This is a genomic window from Tsukamurella pseudospumae (assembly GCF_001575195.1).
GTDB classification, from domain to species: domain Bacteria; phylum Actinomycetota; class Actinomycetes; order Mycobacteriales; family Mycobacteriaceae; genus Tsukamurella; species Tsukamurella pseudospumae.
On the sequence record NZ_LSRF01000058.1, the window covers coordinates 1,289,373 to 1,312,134 of the forward strand.

Annotated in this window: 20 protein-coding genes and 1 tRNA gene; 13 read left to right on the forward strand and 8 right to left on the reverse strand. The window is 70.9% G+C overall.

The genetic code is table 11. The features are described 5' to 3' along the window. Positions 1-94 precede the first annotated feature (94 nt). Entirely contained in the window at positions 95-2,551 is a 2,457-nt protein-coding gene (locus tag AXK60_RS24880) for an HAD-IC family P-type ATPase (RefSeq protein WP_068575353.1), read from the forward strand. 37 nt (positions 2,552-2,588) lie between these two features. Here the strand turns inward: AXK60_RS24880 and AXK60_RS24885 are convergent, their stop codons facing one another. Further along, complete coding sequence (locus tag AXK60_RS24885; protein ID WP_068575182.1) at positions 2,589-3,041, reverse strand: hypothetical protein; 453 nt, start codon at positions 3,039-3,041, stop codon at positions 2,589-2,591. A gap of 149 nt (positions 3,042-3,190) precedes the next feature. Here AXK60_RS24885 and AXK60_RS24890 point away from each other — a divergent pair, with 149 nt between their 5' ends. Continuing rightward, positions 3,191-3,904 (forward strand): O-methyltransferase, encoded by a 714-nt coding sequence (locus AXK60_RS24890; RefSeq protein ID WP_068575183.1) that lies wholly within the window; start codon positions 3,191-3,193, stop codon positions 3,902-3,904. 120 nt (positions 3,905-4,024) lie between these two features. Here the strand turns inward: AXK60_RS24890 and AXK60_RS24895 are convergent, their stop codons facing one another. The 3 genes from AXK60_RS24895 to AXK60_RS24905 form a co-directional block, all read right to left on the reverse strand. Next, a complete protein-coding gene (locus AXK60_RS24895; RefSeq protein ID WP_068575184.1) occupies positions 4,025-5,662 on the reverse strand; it encodes an FUSC family protein in 1,638 nt (545 codons plus the stop codon). Between the two features lie 31 nt (positions 5,663-5,693). After that, positions 5,694-5,963 carry a hypothetical protein gene (locus AXK60_RS27475; protein ID WP_068575185.1) on the reverse strand — a complete coding sequence of 90 codons (270 nt, stop codon included), beginning with the start codon at positions 5,961-5,963 and terminating at the stop codon, positions 5,694-5,696. 70 nt (positions 5,964-6,033) lie between these two features. Then, positions 6,034-6,732 carry a hypothetical protein gene (locus AXK60_RS24905; protein ID WP_139058125.1) on the reverse strand — a complete coding sequence of 233 codons (699 nt, stop codon included), beginning with the start codon at positions 6,730-6,732 and terminating at the stop codon, positions 6,034-6,036. Positions 6,733-6,785: 53 nt separating this feature from the next. On the opposite strand from AXK60_RS24905, the gene AXK60_RS24910 reads away from it, so the two are divergent. Next, the gene (locus AXK60_RS24910) at positions 6,786-6,977 is read left to right on the forward strand and encodes a hypothetical protein (protein WP_068575187.1); all 192 of its coding nucleotides are present in this window, start codon (positions 6,786-6,788) and stop codon (positions 6,975-6,977) included. A 19-nt stretch (positions 6,978-6,996) separates the two neighbouring features. On the opposite strand, the gene AXK60_RS24915 is transcribed toward AXK60_RS24910, so the two are convergent. Then, positions 6,997-7,069, reverse strand: a tRNA-Arg gene (locus AXK60_RS24915). 76 nt (positions 7,070-7,145) lie between these two features. Between AXK60_RS24915 and argS the strand changes: the two genes are divergently transcribed. The 6 genes from argS (at position 7,146) to rho (ending at position 15,966) form a co-directional block, all read left to right on the forward strand. Further along, positions 7,146-8,798 carry an arginine--tRNA ligase gene (gene argS / locus AXK60_RS24920; RefSeq protein WP_068575188.1) on the forward strand — a complete coding sequence of 551 codons (1,653 nt, stop codon included), beginning with the start codon at positions 7,146-7,148 and terminating at the stop codon, positions 8,796-8,798. After that, positions 8,710-10,170: a diaminopimelate decarboxylase gene (lysA, locus tag AXK60_RS24925; protein WP_414930017.1), complete on the forward strand. Its 1,461-nt coding sequence runs from the start codon at positions 8,710-8,712 to the stop codon at positions 10,168-10,170. The genes argS and lysA overlap by 89 nt, the downstream gene beginning before the upstream one ends. Next, positions 10,170-11,507, forward strand: coding sequence for a homoserine dehydrogenase (locus AXK60_RS24930; RefSeq protein WP_068575190.1), 1,338 nt, complete (start codon positions 10,170-10,172; stop codon positions 11,505-11,507). Before lysA ends, AXK60_RS24930 begins: the two co-directional genes overlap by 1 nt. After that, a complete protein-coding gene (thrC, locus tag AXK60_RS24935; protein ID WP_068575191.1) occupies positions 11,500-12,591 on the forward strand; it encodes a threonine synthase in 1,092 nt (363 codons plus the stop codon). The genes AXK60_RS24930 and thrC overlap by 8 nt, the downstream gene beginning before the upstream one ends. Before the next feature lie 8 nt (positions 12,592-12,599). Continuing rightward, positions 12,600-13,610 carry a homoserine kinase gene (thrB, locus tag AXK60_RS24940; RefSeq protein WP_068575192.1) on the forward strand — a complete coding sequence of 337 codons (1,011 nt, stop codon included), beginning with the start codon at positions 12,600-12,602 and terminating at the stop codon, positions 13,608-13,610. A 334-nt stretch (positions 13,611-13,944) separates the two neighbouring features. Then, positions 13,945-15,966 (forward strand): transcription termination factor Rho, encoded by a 2,022-nt coding sequence (gene rho / locus AXK60_RS24945; RefSeq protein ID WP_068575193.1) that lies wholly within the window; start codon positions 13,945-13,947, stop codon positions 15,964-15,966. A gap of 270 nt (positions 15,967-16,236) precedes the next feature. On the opposite strand, the gene AXK60_RS24950 is transcribed toward rho, so the two are convergent. Beyond that, entirely contained in the window at positions 16,237-17,922 is a 1,686-nt protein-coding gene (locus AXK60_RS24950) for a serine/threonine-protein kinase (RefSeq protein WP_139058126.1), read from the reverse strand. A 285-nt stretch (positions 17,923-18,207) separates the two neighbouring features. Between AXK60_RS24950 and rpmE the strand changes: the two genes are divergently transcribed. From rpmE to AXK60_RS24970, 4 genes are all read left to right on the forward strand, one after another. Continuing rightward, complete coding sequence (rpmE, locus tag AXK60_RS24955) at positions 18,208-18,447, forward strand: 50S ribosomal protein L31 (protein WP_068575195.1); 240 nt, start codon at positions 18,208-18,210, stop codon at positions 18,445-18,447. Positions 18,448-18,531: 84 nt separating this feature from the next. Beyond that, positions 18,532-19,620 carry a peptide chain release factor 1 gene (gene prfA, locus AXK60_RS24960; RefSeq protein WP_068575196.1) on the forward strand — a complete coding sequence of 363 codons (1,089 nt, stop codon included), beginning with the start codon at positions 18,532-18,534 and terminating at the stop codon, positions 19,618-19,620. 7 nt (positions 19,621-19,627) lie between these two features. Continuing rightward, positions 19,628-20,467 (forward strand): peptide chain release factor N(5)-glutamine methyltransferase, encoded by an 840-nt coding sequence (prmC, locus tag AXK60_RS24965; RefSeq protein WP_068575197.1) that lies wholly within the window; start codon positions 19,628-19,630, stop codon positions 20,465-20,467. After that, the gene (locus AXK60_RS24970) at positions 20,464-21,114 is read left to right on the forward strand and encodes an L-threonylcarbamoyladenylate synthase (protein WP_068575198.1); all 651 of its coding nucleotides are present in this window, start codon (positions 20,464-20,466) and stop codon (positions 21,112-21,114) included. Before prmC ends, AXK60_RS24970 begins: the two co-directional genes overlap by 4 nt. A 1-nt stretch (position 21,115) precedes the next feature. Here the strand turns inward: AXK60_RS24970 and AXK60_RS24975 are convergent, their stop codons facing one another. Together AXK60_RS24975 and AXK60_RS24980 are read right to left on the reverse strand one after the other, a co-directional pair. Beyond that, complete coding sequence (locus AXK60_RS24975; protein ID WP_139058127.1) at positions 21,116-21,742, reverse strand: hypothetical protein; 627 nt, start codon at positions 21,740-21,742, stop codon at positions 21,116-21,118. Between the two features lie 101 nt (positions 21,743-21,843). Then, a complete protein-coding gene (locus tag AXK60_RS24980) occupies positions 21,844-22,740 on the reverse strand; it encodes a hypothetical protein (RefSeq protein WP_068575200.1) in 897 nt (298 codons plus the stop codon). Positions 22,741-22,762 lie beyond the last annotated feature (22 nt).

Consider the following 22,762-nt stretch of genomic DNA (forward strand, 5'->3'; position numbering starts at 1 on the left):
GGCGGTCAGCGTACGACCTCGACGCCGCCCGAGCGCGGCGAGCGAGCGTGGCGAGCGAGCGCCGACCGGCGAAGCCGTCATTACACTCGCGTGCATGACTGCTGCACCCGACACGACATCCGGCCTTCCCGCGTCGGGCCTCACCGCCGCGCAGGTCGCCGAGCGGGTGCGCGACGGCCGGGTCAACGCCCTGCCGAACCGGTCGGGCCGGAGCGCGTGGGACATCGTCCGCGCCAACGTGTTCACCCGCATCAACGCCATGCTCGGTGTGCTGTTCCTGCTGGTGCTGTTCACGGGCTCGCTGATCAACGGGCTGTTCGGCCTGCTCATCGTGTTCAACTCCGGCATCGGCATCATCCAGGAGCTGCGCGCGAAGAAGACCCTGGACTCGCTGGCCATCGTCGGGCAGGCCCACCCGGTGGTGCGGCGCGACGGTGCCGCCATCGAGGTCGCGCAGTCCGAGGTCGTGCTCGACGACGTGATCGAGATCGGCCCCGGCGACCAGATCGTCGTCGACGGCGAAACGATCGAGTTCGAGGCCCTCGAGGTCGACGAGTCGTTGCTCACGGGCGAGGCGGACCCCGTCGACAAGCAATTCGGCGACGAGATCTTCTCCGGCAGCTTCGTGGTCTCGGGCTCGGGCGCCTACCGGGCGACGAAGGTCGGCGCCGACGCCTACGCCGCGCAGCTCGCGGACGAGGCCAGCAAGTTCACCCTCGTCAACTCCGAGCTCCGGTCGGGCATCGACAAGATCCTGCAGGTGATCACCTGGCTGCTGATCCCGGCCGGCATCCTCACCGTGTTCAACCAGCTGGTCATCTCCAAGCAGGAGCTCAACCAGGCGATCCTCGGCATGGTCGCGGCCCTGGTGCCGATGGTCCCCGAGGGCCTCGTCCTCATGACCTCGATCGCGTTCGCGGTGGGCGTCGTGCGCCTCGGCCAGCGCAAGTGCCTGGTGCAGGAGCTGCCCGCGATCGAGGGCTTGGCCCGCGTCAACGTGGTCTGCGCCGACAAGACCGGCACCCTCACCGAGAACGGCATGCGCCTCTCGGAGCTCGACGTCCTCGACGGCGACCGCGCCGACATCGAGCGCGCCCTCGCCGCGATCGCCCACCTGGACCCCCGCCCGAACGCCAGCGTCCAGGCGATCGGCGAGGCGTACCCGGACGCGCCGGGCTGGCGCGCCGCCGCCGTCGCGCCCTTCAGCTCCGCCAAGAAGTGGTCCGGCATTTCCCTCGCGGACGGCGATGCGCCGCAGGGCAACTGGATCCTCGGTGCCGCGGACGTCCTCCTCGATCCGGAGTCCGACGGTGCCCGCCGCGCCACGGAGCTCGGGTCGACGGGGCTGCGGGTGCTGCTGGTGGCCTCGACCGATGTGCCCGTGGATACGGAGGTGGACGGGCTCGAAGCGCCGGGGAACCTGGTGCCCCGTGCGCTGATCGCGCTGGAGCAGCGGGTGCGGCCCGATGCGCAGGGCACGATCGACTACTTCGACTCGCAGGGTGTGGCCGTCAAGGTGATCTCCGGCGACAACGCGGTCTCCGTCGGTGCGGTGGCGCACTCGCTGGGGCTCGGTTCGGCGGACTCGTCCGTGGATGCCCGGAAGTTGCCCGCAGACAACGACGAGCTGGCGCAGGTGGTCACCGATAACGTGACCTTCGGCCGGGTGCGCCCCGACCAGAAGCGGGCCATGGTCACGGCGCTGCAGTCCCGCGGCGACACCGTTGCAATGACCGGCGACGGCGTCAACGACGTGCTCGCGCTCAAGGACGCCGACATCGGCGTCGCGATGGGTTCCGGTAGTTCCGCCGCGCGGTCGGTCGCGCAGATCGTGCTGCTGGACAACAAGTTCGCCACCCTCCCGTACGTCGTCGGGGAGGGGCGCCGGGTGATCGGCAACATCGAGCGCGTCGCGAACCTGTTCCTCACCAAGACCGTGTACGCGGTGTTGCTCGCGTGGCTCGTGGGCCTGGCGGGCCTGGGCGCCAAGATCTTCGGCTTCGCGCCCATCTCGTACCCGTTCCAGCCGATCCACGTGACGATCGCCGCGTGGTTCACCATCGGTATCCCCGCCTTCGTGATGTCCTTGGCGCCCAACAACGAGCGCGCCCAGACCGGCTTCGTCTCCCGCGTACTGAAGTTGGCGGCACCGTCGGGCATCGCGGTCGGCCTGGCGACCTTCCTGTGCTACCTCGTGGTGAACCCGGGCGGCTCCGGGGCCTCGATCGGTGCGAAGGCCGCCACGCTGAGCCCGGAGCAGATCAAGGCGTCGACGGCGGCGCTGATCACGCTGCTCGTCGGGTCGTTGTGGGTGCTGGGGATCGTGGCGCGGCCGTACACGTGGTGGAAGGTGCTGCTCGTCGGCGTGTCCGTGGCCTTCTACGTGGTGCTGTTCTCGATCCCGCTGGCACAGGAGAAGTTCTTCCTCGACATCAGCGACCCCGAGATGGTGGGCATCGGCTTCGCCTTCGGCGGGGTGGCGATCGTGCTGGTCGAGGTGCTCCGTCGGCTCGCGCCGCGGATCTTCCACAGCTACGCGAAGAAGCGCTGAACGGTTCGGTTCCTCGGGTCCGGACCATGCAGGGCTGTCATCGCGCGGGCAGCGGCGTTCCCCACCAGTGGATGTCGTTCTCGTCCCCGACGAGGTGATCGCGGACGGTCCCGAGGGGTTCGCCGATGCAGAACGCAGCGGCGTCTCGGCCGACGGTGGCCGGATCGTCGGGGGAGCCGTACAGCGGTGAGATCGTCGCCTCCGTGGCGAAGCCCAGTGTGAGGGGCACGCTCCACCAGCGGTACACGACGTAGAACAATTCACCCCGGGAACCCGCGTCGATCACGCCGACGGACCACTCCTCGGTGATCCGGCCGTCCCGGAGCGCTTGGAGGCATGCGAGCAGCGCCGTCTCCGCAGGTGTACCCGGAGCGCGGTAGCTCTCGATCAGCGCGCGGTGGTGCGTGGTGAACCTGCGTTGCGTCTCCGAGTACACGGCGGCGGCTTCGGCGTCGCCGAAGAAGTCCTCGTCGTGATCGCCCCGGATCACTGCGGCACCCCGTCGTCCCGTACGCGCAGCGTCGTACCGCCGGGACTCCTTCCGGTGCTATCGGCATTCACATGTTCATGATCACACGATCACTGCGGCCTGGTCGTTGACGGGTTGTTAGGTAGACCTAATTTCGATACGGTCGGAACATGGACAAGCTCGCACCGTCGCCGCTGGATCCGCTCGCCGCCGCCGTGGCCGACCGGCTGCACGCGCAGAGCAAGAAGCAGCTCGTCGCGAACGTGCCGGCGATCGCGGGGCGCATGGCGGTCTCGCTGCTGCGGGATCGGACCGCGGACTTCACCCAGGGCGAGGAGGGGAAGCGGTTCGTCGCCGACAAGCTCGTCGCGATCGCACCGGCGAAGGCGGCGCTGATCCACATGCTGTGCCGCTCGATCGGTGCGACGCGGATCGTGGAGGCGGGCACGTCCTTCGGGGTGTCGACGATCTACCTGGCAGCCGCGGTCCGTGACAACCTCGCCGAGCGCGATGACGGCGGTGAAGGGCTCGTCATCGGTACCGAGCACGAGCCGGCGAAGGTGCAGCGCGCACTGCGGAATCTGCGCGAGGCCGGCGTCGAGGAGTTCGTCGAGATCCGCGAGGGCGACCTGCGCGAGACCCTCGTCGATCTGACCGGGCCGATCGACTTCATGCTCGTCGACATCTGGGTGCCGATGGCGCTGCCCGCGCTGCGTCTCGTGACGCCGCACCTCCGACCCGGCGCTCTCGTGGTGTGCGACAACGTGGTCGGGGCTGCAAAGGAGTACCGCGAGTACCTCGAGTTCGTTCGCGACCCCGACGGCCCGTTCACCTCCGTCACCGTGCCAGGCAACGGCGGCATGGAGATCTCCAGGAAACGATAGCGGCGCTACTCCCGGGGACCGCTGAAATGTCGCTCCCTGCGGCGGGGCCCCGGCGTGCCGCGGGGTCGGCGCCGCAGGGAGCGACATCTCAGCGCCCGTGCCCGCTACCGGGCACCGCGACTACTCGAAACGTCGACGCAGGGAGCTCGTGTCACCGAGGGGCAGCTCGGGCGGGGTGGTCCAGAACGCGGAGGCGAGGTCGTAGCCGTCGTGGACCAGGGCCGCTCGGTCGGGCCACCGTTCCGCGGTCCACGCGGGTTCGTTGTGCATCGAGTCGATGCCCGCGCGCACGCCGCCCTCCAGCTCGAAGTGCAGATCCCGTGCAGCTGCTCGGGCCTCCGCAGCGCCGACGGGCATCGCGGTCGCGACGTCGATGAGGTGCAGCGCTGCGTCCCGGACTCGCCGTTCGGTCCAGGCGAACGTCCGACGGTGGGCGTTCGGCGCTAGTAGGTACATCACCACGAGCGCCACGATCACGCCGACGACGGTCTCGAGCAGGCGATCCCGCATCACCGGACCCGCAGAACCGGTGACGGCGCCGGCGCCGCTCGCCATCAGCGCGACGGGCGTGATCACGACGACCGCGGCGGCGTAGTTCCGGACGATGAGCATCTCAATACTGAACTGCAGCACGCCGATCACCGCGATGAGCGCGTACCCCTGCGGCGACAGCGCGTGCAGGCCCGCGAACAGCATCAGGCCGACGGCGGTCCCCAGGAACCGGTGCAGTGCCCGCACGGTTCCTCGGACGCGGTCGAACCCGGTCTGCAACACCACGAGTGCGCCGATCGCCGCCCAGTGCGGTCGATCGAAACCGAGTGCGATGCTCACCGCGCCCGCTGCGACGCAGGCGATCCCGACGCGAGTGGCGGTGATCGTCGCGTGCGAGCAGCGGTTCAGTGAACGGCGCAGCCGGTGCCCGACCGCCGGTCGCAGCCGCGACGTGGTGATCTGCCGCGTGGGATCGACCTCGGCGTCGGGGGAGTCGTCCGAGTCGGCGGCGAAGCGGCGATTGGCCTCCCGCAACGCGATCAGCAGGTCCGCGTCGGCGGGGCGGGATGCCGAGCGGGCGTCGTCGAGAGTGGTCCAGGCGGCGAGGAGTGCGGCGCCCGCGGCGTGCCGTTGCTCCGCGGATCGCGGACCGTCCGGCGCGAGAAGGCCGTTCACGGCACCGATCGCGCGGCCGACCGCCTCGCGCTGCGGGCGGGACGAGTCGACGGTGGCGCCCGCCATGGACACGACGACCGCCGAGACGGCGCCGCATGCGGCCGCGAACACGAGCATCCCGGGTGATGCGCCCGACTCCACCGCGATCAGCCCGCCGGAGCCGACGAGGGCGAAGAACAGCGCGCCGGGCGGCCCGAGGCGCAGCGCGTCGACGACGTACACGGCGAGCACCGCGGGCGCCGCGACCAGGAGCACCGCGCCGATCTTGAGCGCCGTCCCGCCCGCCGGCACCGCGGCGCCGATCAGCGCGCCGATGACGACCGCGAGCAGCAACGCCGCACCCGCCGTGGCGACCACCTGCGCCCGGATCCGGTACGGCCGTCCCTCGCCGTAGAGCACAGCGAACGCCCCGAAGGTCACGAACAGTGCCGCGTGCGCCTGTCCCGCCGCGACCATCGCGGCGCCCGGGATCACGACCGCCGCCGCGGCCCGCAGCCCCGCCTGCCATCGCCAGACGGGCGCACCGTCGGCGAAGACGAGCGAGCGCACGCGCGCGACGCGGGGCAGGGGATCGGGAACCGGTTCGCTCACCTACCCATTCCACCACCGAGGTGTCGCCCCGTCAGGAGACCCCGGTCGGAGGACCACCCTCCACCGGCCGGATCCGGGTGCCGGATGTCCGATAGGTCCTGTCGTACTCCGCATTCCAGCGCGCCCAGTCCAGGTAGGGGGTTGCACCGAGTTTGCGCCGGTACCGGCGGTACTGCCCCCGTGCGGTGCGGAGCGAGTTGCGGGACTCGCGCGCAGCGCGCCGAGCCTCGTACCGCGCGTCCCACTCCTGTCGCTCCGTGAGCGGGCGCGGTGGGTCCTCGAAGATCTGTCGGTTCAGCACGTGCGGTCCACGCGATGGGGGTGGTTCATTGCGAGTGTCCGGCTGCCGGCTGCGGTACTCATCGACGTCGTCACAGCAGCCTGACGCCGTCGAATCCCGGCATGGCCGCGAAGGTTCGTATCAGCTCGGCGATCGGGACCGCGAGCGATCCGGTGCCCGCTGAGATCCCGACGAGGCGCCCCTTGGTGCTGAAGACGGATGCGCCCGAACGTCCGAACGGCGAGGAGAATCCGTCGAGCAGAAGGAGTCCGCGTGCATCGATCGATACGCGGAATGTCTCGCCGGTGTTGTGGACACCCACGTCGTCACCGGACCGGACCACGGCGGGCGGGCTCATCAACATGAAGCCGGCGCCGTCGTCGAGGCGCACCGCCACCGCCGACCAGGCACCGTCCTTCCCCGTGACGGTGGCTGCGACGGTTCCGAGCGTGTCCTCCTTGTGATCCACGTCCTGGATCCGGGTTCCGACCGGCGCCGCGCAGTCCTTGCCCACGACGGCGTAGCGGACCTGATCAGCGCCATTTCCTCGCGCGAGGATGGCGCCGAGCTGGCACATCGCCGCTGAACCCGCGGGCTGGACGATCATTCCGTAGGTCGCCGTCGTGAGGCGGGTGAGGCCAGGAGGGAGCGAGGCGGCGGGAGAGGATGACGGCGGCGACGGCAGCAGCGTCGGCCCGTACGTCACCGGCCCCTCGTCGCCGGCCGCACATCCCGAGGCCGCAGCGATGGCTACGAGCCCGGCTGCCAGCCATCGCGGCGCGGTATTCATGATGGGAAAGATAACATCATTATTGGTGCTGACTGCTGTTATCGTTCCCGAGCATGACCGATCTGCACGCGCTGGCGCTGGCCAGATCCATCCGATCCGCGGCCTGGATCGTCGGCACCTGCATGATTCTGCTGGGGCTGATGATCTGGCAACCGTGGGCGGACGTGAAGGAGAAGGACGTCACGCGAGGTAACGGCGGCTACACATCGAAATGCTTGGTGTACAAGGACACATTCGCTTGCTGATATGAGGCAGAAGAGAGAGTGCCCCCGGCAGGATTCGAACCTGCGGCCTTTCGCTCCGGAGGCGAACGCTCTATCCCCTGAGCTACGGGGGCGCAGGGCGTAGCAAGGTTAGCGCATAGGGCGGGCCCGGCGGAAACCGGGCGGTCAGGCGCCCCCTAGGATGGTCTGGTGACTCCCGCTGACCTTTCGGAACTCCTGCATGCCACCGCGACGACCGTGCTCACCGAGCGCGGCCTCGACGCCTCCGTGCTGCCCGAACGCGTTCTCGTCGAGCGGCCGCGCAACCCCGAGCACGGCGACTACGCGACCAACCTCGCGATGCAGGTCGCCAAGAAGGCGGGCGTGAACCCGCGCGACCTCGCGACCTGGCTCGCCGAGGCGCTCGGTGCCGCCGACGGCGTCGACGAGGCCACCGTCGCCGGACCCGGCTTCCTCAACATCCGCCTCGCCGCGGACGCGCAGAACCAGCTGATCGCGACCGTCCTCGAGCAGGCCGGTGTGTTCGGGCACGGGACCGCGCTCGACGGTGCGCTGATCAACCTCGAGTTCGTCTCCGCCAACCCGACGGGGCCCGTCCACCTGGGCGGCGCGCGCTGGGCCGCGGTCGGCGACAGCCTCGGTCGCGTCCTCGAGAATCAGGGCGCCGAGGTCACCCGCGAGTACTACTTCAACGACCACGGCGCGCAGATCGACCGGTTCGCGCGCTCGCTGGACGCCGCCGCCCTGGGCCAGCCCACCCCCGAGGACGGCTACGCCGGCGACTACATCGACGACATCGCGGCCACCGTCGTCAAGGGCCACGAGGGCATCCTCGAGCTCCCGGAGGCCGACCGGGTCGAGGCCTTCCGGGCCGACGGTGTCGAGCTCATGTTCGAGCACATCAAGCGGACCCTGCACGAGTTCGGCACCGACTTCGCCGTGTTCACCCATGAGGACGAGATGTTCACCTCGGGCCTGGTGGAGAGCAGCGTCCAGCAGCTCAAGGACAACGGCAACCTGTACGAGAAGGACGGCGCCTGGTGGCTCAAGGCCACCGACTACGGCGACGACAAGGATCGCGTCGTCATCAAGTCCGACGGCAACGCCGCCTACATCGCGGGCGACATCGCCTACATCAAGCACAAGTTCGATCGCGGTTTCAACCTCGCGATCTACATGCTGGGCGCCGACCACCACGGCTACATCGGTCGACTCAAGGCGGCCGCCGCGGCGCTGGGCTACGACCCGGCGCAGATCGAGGTCCTCATCGGGCAGCTGGTCAACCTCGTCAAGGACGGCAAGCCCGTCCGGATGAGCAAGCGGGCCGGCACCGTCATCACCCTGGACGACCTCGTCGAGGCCGTGGGCGTCGACGCCGCGCGCTACTCGCTGGTGCGCAGCTCGGTGGACACCTCCATCGATCTCGACCTCGACCTCCTCGCGCAGGCGAGCAACGAGAATCCGGTCTACTACGTGCAGTACGCCCACGCCCGCCTCTCGGCGATCGCGCGGTCGGCCCAGGAGCTCGGCATCGAGCCCTCGACGGAGCACCTCGGACTCCTCGACCACGCGCGCGAGGGCGACCTCGTGCGCACCCTCGGGGAGTTCCCCGCCGTGGCCGCAGGCGCCGCGAATCTCCGTGAGCCGCACCGCATCGCTCGCTACCTCGAGGAACTGGCGGGGGCCTACCACCGGTTCTACGGCGAGTGCCGCGTGCTACCGATGGGCGACGAGCAGCCGACCGATCTGCATCGTGCCCGCGTGGCGCTGTGCGCCGCCACCCGCCAGGTGCTCGCCAACGGCCTGGCCCTCGTGGGCGTCTCGGCCCCGGACCGGATGTGAGGACGTCGTGAGCGAACTGGATCGGGCCGTCTGGCCCGCGCACGCCCGGAGGGAGGCCGACGGTGCCGTCTCCGTCGCCGGCGTGTCCGCCACCGAGCTCGCCGCCGACTTCGGAACGCCGCTGCTGGTGATCGACGAGGACGACTTCCGGGCGCGGTGCCGCGGTATGCGGGAGGCCTTCGGCGAGGACGCCGCGGTGCACTACGCGTCGAAGGCGTTCCTGTCCCTCGAGATCGCGCGCTGGGTGCGCGATGAGGGCCTGAACCTGGACGTGTGCAGCGGCGGCGAGCTGGCAGTGGCCCTGCGCGCGGGCTTCCCCGCAGAGCGGATCGCGCTGCACGGCAACAACAAGTCCGCCGCCGAGCTGGGCATCGCGGTGGAGTCCCGTATCGGCCACGTCGTCATCGACTCGCTGTCCGAGATCGCGCGCCTCGATGCGATCGCGGGGGAGCGGAAGGTCGTGCAGGAGGTGCTGATCCGGCTCACCCCCGGTGTCGAGGCGCACACGCACGAGTTCATCTCCACCGCGCACGAGGACCAGAAGTTCGGCTTCTCGCTGGCCGCGACCAGCGGAGCGGACTCGCCTGCGATGCAGGCCGTCACGGCCGTGTTCGAGGCGCCGAACCTGCGCCTCGTGGGCCTGCACAGCCACATCGGCTCGCAGATCTTCGACGTCAACGGCTTCGAGATCGCCGCGCGCCGCGTGCTCGAGCTGCTGCGCGACGTGGTCGCCCGCTTCGGCGCGGAGAAGACCGCGCAGCTGAGCACCATCGACCTCGGTGGCGGCCTGGGCATCTCGTACACCGCGCACGACGACCCGCCGCCGCTGGCGGACCTCGCGGCCAAGCTACGACACATCGTCGAGACCGAGTCGGTCGCGCTGGGACTGAAGACCCCGCACATCGCGGTCGAGCCCGGCCGTGCGATCGCCGGGCCTCCCGGCATCACGCTCTACGAGGTCGGCACGATCAAGGACGTCGCGGTGGATGCCGAGGACGTGGCGGCGCAGGGCTTCCGCCGCTACGTCTCCGTCGACGGCGGCATGTCCGACAACATCCGCACCGCCCTGTACGGCGCGGAGTACACCGCCGTGGTCGCGAGCCGGGATCCGCAGGGTGAGCCCGTGCGGTCGCGGATCGTCGGCAAGCACTGCGAGACCGGCGACATCGTGGTCCGCGACACGCTCACTCCCGGCGATCTGGCGGAGGGCGACCTCATGGCCGTCGCCGCCACGGGGGCGTACTGCTATTCGATGTCCAGCCGCTACAACATGCAGCCGCGACCGGCTGTCGTGGCGGTGAAAGACGGCGCGGCGCGGTTGATCCTGCGCCGGGAGACCGTGGACGACCTGGTGAGCCTGGAGGTGCTCTGATGACTGAAAACACTGATCAGGCCAAGGAACTGGGCGTCGCCCTGCTCGGCATGGGCACGGTGGGCACCGAGGTGGCGCGCATCCTCGTGGAGAACGCGGACGATCTCGCGGCACGCGTCGGCGCGAACCTCGTGATCCGCGGGATCGCGGTGCGCGACACCGGCAAGGACCGCGGCCTCAAGGAACTCGGCCTGAAGAAGAGCCTGCTCACCGACGACGCGGAGGCCCTCGTCGGCCGTGACGACGTCGACATCGTGGTCGAGGTGATGGGCGGCATCGAGCCCACCCGCACGCTGATGCTCAGCGCGTTCAAGGCCGGCAAGTCCGTGGTCACCGCCAACAAGGCGCTGCTCGCGGAGTACACCGGCCAGCTCGCCGACGCCGCCAACAAGGCCCGCGCCGACCTCTACTTCGAAGCCGCGGTGGCCGGCGCGATCCCGGTGATCCGCCCGCTGCAGCAGTCCCTGGCCGGTGACTCGGTGGAGCTCGTGGCCGGAATCGTCAACGGCACCACCAACTTCATCCTCTCCAACATGGCGGAGAAGGGCGAGGCGTACGAGACGGTGCTCGCCGAGGCCGGCCGCCTGGGCTACGCCGAGGCCGACCCGACCGCCGACGTCGAGGGCTACGACGCCGCGTCCAAGGCCGCGATCCTCGCCTCCATCGCGTTCCACACCCGCGTCAAGGCCGACGACGTGTACCGCGAGGGCATCACGGGCGTCACCGCGGCCGACATCGAGGCGGCGAAGGCCTTCGACTGCACCATCAAGCTGCTCGCGATCTGCGAGAAGTTCACCGACAAGAAGGGCTCCCAGCGGGTCTCGGCCCGCGTGTACCCGGCCCTGGTGCCCCTCAAGCATCCGCTCGCGAGCGTCGACGGGGCCTACAACGCCGTCTTCGTGGAGGCCGAGAACGCGGGCCGCCTGATGTTCTACGGCGCCGGAGCGGGCGGCGCCCCGACCGCCTCCGCGGTGATGGGCGACCTCGTCGCCGCTGCCCGCAACAAGGTCGTCTCCGGCCGCGGACCGCGCGACTCGGCCTACGCCAAGCTGCCCATCGCGCCGATCGGCGAGGTGCTCACCCGCTACTACGTGGCGATGGAGGTCGCGGACCGGCCGGGTGTGCTCAGCGCGGTCGCCAACGAGTTCACTGCGCGGGACGTGTCCATCAGCACCGTCCGTCAGCAGGCCGACACCCCCGAGCGCGGCGCGCGTCTGGTGATCCTCACGCACCAGGCGCCGGACGCGGCCCTGTCGGCCACCGTCGAAGCCCTGAAGAACCTGGACGTGGTGACCGCCGTGTCCTCCGTGCTCCGTGTGGAGGGAACCAATGACTAGCACCCCCGTGCACCAGCCCTGGCCCGGCCTGATCCAGGCGTACCGGAACCGTCTGCCCGTGTGCGACACGTGGGAGCCGGGCTGGGAGCCCGTCACCCTGCGCGAGGGAGCGACCCCGCTGCTGCCCGCGCGGGCGCTCTCGGAGCTCACCGGCTGCGAGGTGTACCTCAAGGTGGAGGGCCTGAACCCCACCGGCTCGTTCAAGGATCGCGGCATGACGATGGCCGTGACCGAGGCGAAGGCCACCGGCAAGAAGGGCGTGCTGTGCGCGTCCACCGGCAACACCTCGGCGTCGGCCGCCGCGTACGCCGCGATCGCCGGCCTCGAATGCGCCGTCCTCGTGCCCGCGGGGAAGATCGCGATGGGCAAGCTCGCCCAGGCCGTCATGTACGGCGCGCGGATCATCGAGGTCGACGGCAACTTCGACGACTGCCTCGAGCTGGCGCGCAAGACCACCGCCACGTTCGACACCATCTCCCTGGTGAATTCGGTCAACCCGGTGCGCATCGAGGGGCAGAAGACCGCAGCCTTCGAGATCGTCGACGCGCTCGGCAAGGCCCCCGACGTGCACGCGCTGCCCGTGGGCAACGCCGGCAACATCACCGCGTACTGGCGCGGCTACCGCGAATACCACGCCGACGGCATCATCGGCAGCCTGCCGCGCATGCTCGGCGTGCAGGCCGCGGGCGCCGCGCCGCTGGTCAACGGGGCCCCGGTCAAGGATCCCGAGACCATCGCGACCGCGATCCGCATCGGCAGCCCGGCGTCCTGGAACCAGGCCGTCGCCGCCAAGGACGAGTCGAACGGCGAGTTCCGCGCCGCCACCGACGAGAAGCTGCTCGAGGCGTACCGTCTGGTCGCCAAGACGGAGGGCGTCTTCGTCGAGCCCGCGTCCGCCGCATCCGTGGCGGGCCTGCTCGCCGCCAGCGCGGACGGCTGGATCGAGAAGGGCTCGACCGTGGTCTGCACCGTGACGGGCAACGGTCTCAAGGACCCCGACACCGCGCTGAGCAGCCTGCCCGAGATCGCCCGCGTGGGCATCGACCCCGTCGCCGTGGCCGCCGCCATGGGTCTGACGGAGTAAGCGCGGCCGTGTCACCCGCTTCGAACGCCCCGCTCGTGCTCCCGGTCGGCCTCAAGGCCACCGTGACGGTCCCCGCGTCCAGTGCCAACCTCGGCCCGGGGTTCGACACCCTCGGCCTGGCGCTGGGGCTCTACGACGACGTCACCGTCGAGACCGTCGACCCCGAGGTCGACGGCGACCTGACGATCACGATCACGGGGGAGGGCGCCGATGAGGTGCCCACCGACGACCGTCACCTCGTGGTGGTCGCGCTCCGCCGCACCCTGGGATACCTCGGTGTCTCCGCCGCGGGGCTGCGCCTGACCTGCGTGAACCGGATTCCGCATTCGCGCGGACTGGGCTCTTCGGCCGCCGCCGCCGTCGCCGGGATCGCGGCCGCCGCGGCGCTGGCGACCGACGCCGACGCGCCCCGCGCCCTCACCACCGACGAGATGGTGCAGCTCGCCTCCGAGTTCGAAGGGCACCCCGACAACGCCTCCGCCTGCGTCCTCGGCGGCGGCGTCGTCTCCTGGACGGTGCCGGCGATCCCGGTGCCCGACGTGGCCGGCTACCGCGATCACGCCGCGGCGAGTGCGGCACCGTCGGCCCCCGTGCACTACGGGGCCCGACGGATGGACGTGCACCCCGACATCCGGGCGTACGTGTTCGTGCCGGACGTGCAGTCCTCGACCTCGGTCACCCGGGGTCTCCTGCCGCGGCTGGTGCCGCACGCCGACGCCGCGTTCAACGCCTCCCGCGCCGCGCTCATGGTGCTCGCGCTGACCGAGCACCCCGACCTGCTGCTCGACGCCTCCGACGACCGGCTGCACCAGCGGTACCGCGCGGCGTCGATGAAGGAGTCGGCGGGACTCGTCGAGCGGCTGCGCGCCGCCGGCGTCGCCGCGGCCGTCTCCGGAGCGGGCCCGACGGTGCTCGCGCTGACCCCGCAGGTCCTGCCCACGAGGCTGTCGGACGCAGCGACGGAGGCGGGCTTCACCGTCCACGAACTCGCGATCGCCGACGGGGTGTCCAGGTCCTGACCGGGACTCGCCGGGAACCAGTGATTGCCGGGCGTTGACAGGGCGGCTATCATGGCAGACGTGTCCGACGAATGCGCGGACGCTGTTTCGGCACCTTGCCACCTCATGTCTGACGACCAGTCCCGGACGTGTTGGCGCGCCGGTACCCGCTCCAGGCCGAGAGACACCATCCCCGCCCCACATCGCGGTTCCGGCAGCCGAAGCGCAGACAAGCACCTTCAGATGACGTGCGTCGCCCCGCGGAAAACGCCTGTGTACCAACGCAGGTGGGCCCGGCGAAGCACGGTAGGCCCCCTCCGACGCACAGCGCGGGCGGGGAAGTGAAAGGAACTCCGTGACTGAAACGGACGTGACCACCAGCCCGGAGGCGGGCACCGCCACGGTCAGCTCCGCGCGCGCCGACGAGCGGCGCCGCTCCGGCCTGAACGGCATGGTGCTGGCCGAGCTCCGCGGCATCGCGAGCGAGCTGGGGATCAAGGGCATCTCCGGCCTGCGCAAGGGAGATCTGATCGCCGCCATCACGGCCCAGCAGGGCGGCGGGGCCGCACCGGCCAAGTCCGCGGCGAAGACCACCAAGGCCGCGTCGAAGGCCGACGCCCCGAAGGCCGACGCCCCGAAGGCCGACGCTCCCAAGACCGACGCCCCGAAGGCCGACGCGCCCAAGGCCGAGACGCCGAAGAACGACACCCCGAAGGCCGAGACGCCGAAGAACGACGCCCCCAAGGCGGACGCCGACAAGGCGGAGGCGCCCCAGGCGGACCGGGCACCGTCGGACGCCCCGAAGAAGGACGCGCCCCAGGGCGATGCCCCGAAGAACGACGGGGAGCAGGGCCAGCAGCGCGAGGGCGGCCAGCGCCGCGAGCGCAACCAGCGCCGCAACCAGAACCAGGACGGCGAGAACCGCCAGCAGGGTGACCGTCAGCAGGGCGAGAACCGCCAGGACCGCCAGCAGGGCGACCGGCAGCAGGGCGAGAACCGCCAGCGGAACCAGGGCAACAACCAGGGTGGCCAGGGCAACAACCAGGGCAACCGGAACCAGAACAACGGCCCGGAGGACGACGGCGACGGGACCGGGCGCCGTGGGCGCCGCTTCCGCGAGCGTCGCCGCGGTCGTGACCGGGGCCAGAACGACGGTGAGCCGCAGGTCAGCGAGGACGACGTCCTGCAGCCCGTGGCCGGCATCCTGGACGTGCTCGACAACTACGCCTTCGTGCGCACGTCCGGCTACATCGCCGGGCCGAACGACGTCTACGTGTCGATGAACATGATCCGCCGCAACGGCCTGCGCCGCGGCGATGCGATCACCGGCGCCGTGAAGATGCCCCGCGAGGGCGAGAGCAACAACAACGACGGCGGCGGCAACCAGGGTGGCGGCGGCGGTGGCCGCGGTAACCAGAACAACCGACAGAAGTTCAACCCGCTGGTGCGCCTGGACAGCGTCAACGGTCAGGACGTCGATTCGGCGAAGAACCGGCCCGAGTTCAACAAGCTCACGCCGCTCTACCCGAACCAGCGGTTGCGCCTCGAGACCGCGCAGAACATCCTCACCACCCGCGTCATCGATCTGATCATGCCCATCGGCAAGGGCCAGCGCGCGCTGATCTCAGCCCCGCCGAAGGCCGGTAAGACCACGGTGCTGCAGGACATCGCGAACGCGATCGCCACCAACAACCCCGAGTGCTACCTCATGGTCGTGCTGGTGGACGAGCGTCCCGAAGAGGTCACCGACATGCAGCGCAGCGTGCGCGGCGAGGTCATCAGCTCCACCTTCGACCGGCCCCCGTCAGACCACACCTCGGTCGCCGAGCTCGCCATCGAGCGCGCCAAGCGCCTCGTCGAGGGCGGCAAGGACGTGGTCGTGCTGCTCGACTCGATCACCCGCCTCGGTCGCGCCTACAACAACTCGAGCCCCGCGTCGGGCCGCATCCTCTCGGGCGGTATCGATTCGACGGCCCTGTACCCGCCGAAGCGGTTCCTCGGCGCGGCGCGCAACATCGAGAACGGCGGCTCGCTGACGATCATCGCCACCGCGCTGGTCGAGACCGGTTCCACCGGCGACACCGTGATCTTCGAGGAGTTCAAGGGCACCGGCAACGCCGAGCTCAAGCTCGATCGCAAGATCTCGGAGCGGCGCGTCTTCCCGGCCGTCGACGTCGCGGCGTCGAACACCCGTAAGGACGAGCTCATCATGGCCCCCGACGAGGCGGCCGTGGTCAACAAGCTGCGCCGGCTGCTCGCCGCGCTCGACGGCCAGCAGGCCATCGACCTGTTGATCAGCCAGCTCAAGAAGACGCAGAACAACATCGAGTTCCTCATGACGGTGCAGAAGAACAGCGGCTTCGCCGACAACGACTGATCGCCCGCCCGTCAGGACGCGAACGGCGCCCCACTCCGCTGGAGTGGGGCGCCGTCGTGCGTTCAGGGGAGCCGGCACGGCCACCGATGCACCTTCCCGCGGGGAGTTCTCACAAACACCCGGGTTGCAACCCGATGATCGGCGAGAAACACCCGCGGGAACGGAGACGACGCGTCGGAAACCCACTGTGGAGCCGGCAACACCCGCGCGAGCGCCGCCGCACTGCGGGAGCGGCGGCACCGTCGGGCGGGCCGACGGTGCCCGGGCATCCTATTGGGGCAGGTAGGGCGTGATCGCGGTGGCGATCTCCGTACCGCGGCTGCAGTCCCGGTTGCCGACCTTCTGCAGGCCCACGTACAGCACGCCGTTGGTCAGGGACTTGTAGGCGGTCACGCAGTAGTCGGGCGTGCTCGTGTTGATGCTCGGCACGGTGAACGTGCGCCACTTGGTGGTGCCGGGCACCGTGACCGGCGTGCCGGACTCCCACGCGTTCGAGTCGGTGAAGGTCGCGAACCGCACGTCGGCGTTGCTCGCCTTCGAGTCCGAGCCCTTGCACGCGAACTTCACGCCGGTGGCGGAGCGCTGACCGGGATCGTCGACGAGCGCGCTGATGCCCAGCGTCGAGATCGTGGCCGCGGGCAGGCGGCACGGGTCGATGTAGCCGTCGCGCAGCGTGGAGGTGTTGTTCACGGGCACGGGCGTGGTGGTGGAGACCGGGGCGGCGCTGCTCGAACTGCTCGGCGCTGCCACCGCGGCGTCGTCGGATCCGGACAGGCGCAGCGCCAGTACGGAGATCCCCGCCACCGCCACGACCGCGACCGCCGCCACCGCGCCGATGAGGACGCCGCGCTTGGGACCCGAACCGGCCTGCTGCTGCCCCTGCGCGGCCAGCCCGACGGGCGCACCCTGCCAGGTGCCGTTGCCCTGCGGCACGGGGCCCGGGATCGGGCCGGACGGGCGCTGGAAGGGCTGCGACGGTGCGCCCTGGAAGAGCTGGGCCGTCTGCGGGGGCGTCGGGGGACGGAGCGCGGGGCCCGGCGGGGGCGTCGGCACCCGGTGCGGGTTCGACGGTGCCTGCCCCTGCGCGTAGGTGCCGTACGCGGCGGCGCGCAGCGCGTGCGCGAACTCGCGGCACGTGGCGAACCGTTGCTGCGGCTGCTTCGCCATCGCGCGGGCGATCACGGCGTCGATGGCGGGCGGTAGCTCCGGGCGCAACCGCGAGGGCACGGGCGGCGGCGCCATGAGGTGGTCGCGGATCACCGCGGTGCCGCTGCTGACGCCGTAGGGTTTGGCGCCCGTCAGCAGCTGCACCGTCGTCCCGGCCAGGCTGTACTCGTCGCTGCGGCCGTCCACCGGATCCCCGGCGAGCTGCTCGGGGGAGGCGTAGTCGAGGGTGCCGACGACCATCCCCACCTGCGTGAGGTCGCTGTGCTCCTGCTGCTGCCGCGCGATGCCGAAGTCGCCGAGCATGATCCGCGGCGTCGCACCGGTCGTGTCGATCATGATGTTGCCCGGCTTGACGTCCCGGTGCAGCAGCCCGGCGTCGTGCGCGTAGTCCAGCGCCGCGGCGACCCCGTCGACGATCGTGAGGACCTGGTCGACGGGAAGGCCGCGCGGATTGCTCGCGAGGAGCCCCGACGCGTCCTGGCCGGGGACCAGCTTCATCGACATCCACAGCCGGCCCTCGTCGTTGCCGCGGTCGTAGACGGGCACGATGTTCGGATGGTCGAGGCCGGCGGCCATGTCGGCCTCGCGCTCGAAGCGCGCGCGGTAGACCGGATCGTCGGAGAAGGCGGCGGGCAGCACCTTGAGCGCGTCCACGCGCGGCAGTCGCGGGTGCCGGGCCGCGTACACCGCGCCCATGCCGCCCGCGCCCAGTAGGCGCTCGACCACGTACCCGCCGATCACGGTGCCGGGGGGCTCGGTGCCCGCCGATCCACTCCCTGACTCGCTCACGTCTTGTACTCCCGCTCCATGACTGTCCGGCCCGCTCGCACCGGCGTGGATTCCTGCTGGAAGCTAACACCGGGCGACTTGCGGCGCGCCAGTCAACCACCAAAGAGGGGACCGACGGGTCGCGCCTCGCGGGCGTCGGCCGCGTACCGTCCCCGGATCCGTCCGGGAATTTCTCGACGGCCAGGGCGTTCTGGCATACTGGAACGTCGGTATGGGTTCCGGTTCACGGTCCTGGCGCAGCCAGGGTCGACCCGGCGACCACTGAACTGAGAAGGAACGGCAAACATGAAGCAGGGTATTCACCCCGAGTACGTGGCCACCACCGTCGTCTGCGGTTGCGGCAACACGTTCGAGACGCACAGCACCAAGGCCGACGGCCGGATCAACGTCGAGGTCTGCTCGCAGTGCCACCCGTTCTACACGGGCAAGCAGAAGATCCTCGACACCGGCGGCCGCGTCGCCCGGTTCGAGAAGCGCTACGGCAAGCGCGCGGGCAAGGCCACCGAGGCTGCGGCCTCCGAGTAGTCGCCCCACCGACGCCCGTCCTGCCCAGCAGGCCGGGCGTCGGCGCGTTTCACGGCCCGTTCACCCCTCACGGAAAGTCCCCTCATGAGCGCCTCGTCCCCCTCCGCCATCGACGACATCCTCGCCGAGTACTCCGGTCTCGAGCAGCAGATGTCCGACCCGGCGCTGCACAACGACGCCGGGGCGGCGCGCAGGGTGGGCAAGCGGTTCGCGGAACTCGCGCCGATCATGGCCGCCCACCGCAAGCTGGAGGCGGCCCGGGAGGACCGTGTCGCGGCCCAGGAGCTGGCCGCCGACGACGCGTCCTTCGCCGACGAGGTCACCGCGCTGACCGAGCAGATCGACGTCCTCGAGCAGCAGCTCACCGACCTGCTGGCCCCGCGCGACCCGCACGACTCCGACGACGTGGTGCTCGAGGTCAAGTCCGGTGAGGGCGGCGAGGAGTCGGCCCTGTTCGCCGGCGACCTGGCCCGCATGTACCTGCGCTACGCGGAGCGGCGCGGCTGGAAGGTCGAGACCCTCGGCGCCACCTACTCCGACCTCGGCGGCTTCAAGGACGCCACCTTCGCGATCAAGTCCCGCGGCCCCGGCGCCGACGGCTCGATCGACGGCGTCTGGGCCCGGATGAAGTTCGAGGGCGGCGTGCACCGCGTGCAGCGCGTCCCGGCGACCGAGAGCCAGGGCCGCATCCACACCTCGGCCGCCGGGGTGCTCGTCTACCCCGAGCCCGACGAGGTCGAGGAGGTGCAGATCGACGAGGGCGACCTGCGCATCGACGTCTACCGGTCCTCCGGCAAGGGCGGCCAGGGCGTCAACACCACCGACTCGGCCGTGCGCATCACCCACCTCCCCACGAACATCGTCGTGACCTGCCAGAACGAGCGCTCGCAGCTGCAGAACAAGGCCCGCGCCATGCAGGTGCTCGCCGCGCGCCTGCAGGCCCTCAAGGAGGAGGAGGCCGAGGCCGCCGCGTCCGACTCCCGGGCCGCACAGATCCGCACCGTCGACCGGTCCGAGCGGATCCGGACCTACAACTTCCCGGAGAACCGGATCGCGGACCACCGCATCGGCTACAAGTCGCACAACCTCGACCAGGTCCTCGACGGCGAACTCGACGGGCTGCTCGACGCCCTGCAGGTCGCCGACCGGCAGGCCCGCCTCGAGGCCGAGTAGGTCCCCCGTGAGCAGGCCCACCCGACTCGCCGCGGTCGCGACGGCTCGCCTCGCGGAGGCCGGCGTACCGTCCGCCCGGGTCGACGCGGAGATCCTGCTCGCCGAGGCCCTTGGCATCGACCGGGGCCGCATCCCGGTCGCCGACGACGCGACCGCCGCGCAGGAGGCCGCGTACGAGGCCCTCATCGCCCGCAGGGCGGCGCGCGAGCCGCTCCAGCACATCCTGGGCCGCGCGTACTTCGGTCCGCTCACGCTGGCCGTGGGGCCCGGAGTCTTCGTCCCGCGCCCCGAGACCGAGCTGCTCGCCGTCCGGGCCGCCCGGCAGGCGGGCCGCGGAGCCGGCATCGTCGACCTCTGCGCCGGCTCCGGCGCCCTGGGGCTGTACCTCGCGGCGACGGTGCCCGACTCCCGCGTCGTGCTCGTCGAACGCGACCCCGCTGCCCTGGCCTACCTCCGGCGCAACGCCGCGGGAACGGGGGCGACGGTGCTCGCCGCCGACGTCCGCGACCCGGGACTTCCGGCGCGCCTGACCGAGCTACTCGGCACCGTGAATCTGGTCGTGAGCAACCCGCCCTACGTTCCCGACGACGCGCCGCTCGACGTGGAGGCCGCGGCCGACCCCGCTCTCGCGCTGTTCTCCGGTCCCGACGGCCTCGACCTCATCCGCGATCTCGCACCGCTCGCCGCCCGTCTGCTGGCGGGCGGGGGAGAGGTCGGGATCGAGCACGACGACACCAACGGCGCCGGGACCGCGGAGCTGCTGCGCCGGGCGGGCTTCTCCGACGTCGCGGAGCACCGGGACCTCGCGGGGAGGCCGCGCTACGTCACTGGCAGGATGGACGCGTGAGCATCGCGTACGACTGCACCGATCCCGACTCCCGCGCCGCGGGCATCAGCGCGGCCCGCGCCGCGCTGAAGGGGGGCCGCCTCGTCGTCATGCCGACGGACACCCTCTACGGCATCGGCTGCGACGCCTTCGACAGCCGCGCCGTGGCCGATGTGCTCGCCGCGAAGCACCGGGGGCCCGACATGCCCATCGGCGTGCTCGTCGGCTCCTGGAACACCATCGACGGGCTCGTGAGCCGCGTCAGCGACCAGGCGCGCGAGCTGACCCGCGCGTTCTGGCCCGGAGCCGTCTCGCTCGTCGTCGAACAGGCGCCCAGCCTCGCCTGGGACCTCGGCGACACCCGCGGCACCGTCATGCTGCGGATGCCGCTGCACCCCGTCGCGATCGAACTCCTCCGCGAGGTCGGGCCGATGGCCGTGTCCAGCGCGAACGTCTCCGGCAGGCCGCCCGCGGCCACCATGAACGAGGCGCGGGACCAGCTCGGCGACTCGGTCGAGGTCTACCTCGACGGCGGCCCGTCCGAGCACGCCGTCGCGTCCAGCATCGTCGACCTGTCCGGCCCGCAGCCGCGGGTCCTGCGCGAGGGCGCGGTCACGAAGGCCCGGATCGCCGAGGTCCTCGGCGTCACCGTCGAATCCCTGGGCTGAGCTACTTTCCGGGCGCGACCCCGCCGACGTCGGTGATCTGCCAGTCCTTCGCACTGTCGAGCGTGATGGTGTAGACCGTGATGATCTCCCGGCCCGCCGTGGCCTGAGAGTTCGTGGAGGAGACCTTCACGTACGAGTTGACCTTGTAGACCGAGCCGGACTGCGAGTTCACCACCGAGTCCTGCACGGTGCCCCTGGACACCCACTGCAACGGCTTGAGGAGGTCGTTCATCGCGGCCGCCGTGGCCTCGAGCTTGGTCTTGAGCTCGGGTGAGACGCCCTTGACGAGTGCGGTGCGCCAGGGAGCCAGGTCGCGGTAGTCGAAGGTGGAGGCACCGGCCGCGTAGTCGGCGGCGACCTTCTCCGCGCGGGCCGTGTCGGAGGCGGTCTGCTTGAGGGCATCGCGCTGGGCGGTGGCGGCGTGCTGCTTCTGCTCGGCCTCGTCCGCGCGGCCGTTCGCACCCGACCAGAGGACGGCGAAGGTCACCGTCGACACGAGGAGCGCGACGGCCAGGACCGAGGCGACCACCAGCCCGACGACGAGCCCGGCGGAGCGGCGCGGTGGGGGAGTGGGGTTCCCGTACCCGGCGGGGACGAAGCCTGGCGGCGGGGGCTGTGGCTGGTTCACGATCAGATAGTCGCACATGCTCACCGACGACGCCTTCCGGCAACGACAAAGCGCCGAGGCCCGGGAGGGGCCTCGGCGCTTCGCCGGGGAACGTCGGTCCGTCAGTTGCCGGGTGCCGGCGTCGCCGCGGGTGCCGCACCGGGCGTGGTCGGGGTTCCCGGAGTGGGGTCCGCCGACTCGGCCGCGGCACTGGCGGGCACACCACCGCCCACGCCGCCCACATCGGTGACCTGCCAGTCCTTGCTCTTGTCCAGCGTCACGTTGTAGACGGTGATCACCTCTCGGCCGCTCGCCGCCTGGACGTTGGTGGCCTCGACCTTGACGTACGCGCTGACCTTGTAGACCGGTCCGGACTCCGAGTTGACCACCGCGTCCAGGACGGTGCCCTTGGACACCCACTGCAGCGGCTGCAACAGCTGGTTCATCGCACCGACGGTGGCCTCGAGCTTGGTCTTGAGCTCCGGGGAGACGCCCTTGGTGAGGGCGGTGCGCCAGGGTCCGAGATCGTGGAAGTCGAAGGTCGACGCGCCCGCGGCGTAGTCCGAGGCCACCTTCTCGGCCTGCGCCCTGTCCGCCGCGGCGGTCTTGAGGTCGTTGAGCTCGCCGCGCTTGCTGTTCCAGAGCAGGCCGAACACGATCGTGCCGGCGAGCAGCGCGATCACCACGACGGTGGCCACCACAGTCATGACCGTCGCACCGGCGGCGAGGCCTGCGCCCTGCCGTGCCGCGGCGGCGCGAGGAGCGGGACGGCTCCGGCGCACCGGGACGGTTTCCGCCTCGTCGTCGTCCTCATCCACCGGGGAAGCGGGGCGCTTCTTGACAGCCGAGCCGACGACGTCCGCCTTCTTGGCGGTGGAGACCTTCTCGGTGGGCGCGTCGGCCTCGTCCTCCGCTGTGGTGGCCGCGTCCACGGCCTCCGCAGCGGCGTCCTGCACGATCTCCTCGGTCGTCGCGGCCTCGTCGCCGAGGTTCTTGTCGTCCGGGTTGGAATCAGTCACTTGTCGCGTTGCCAATCGTGTC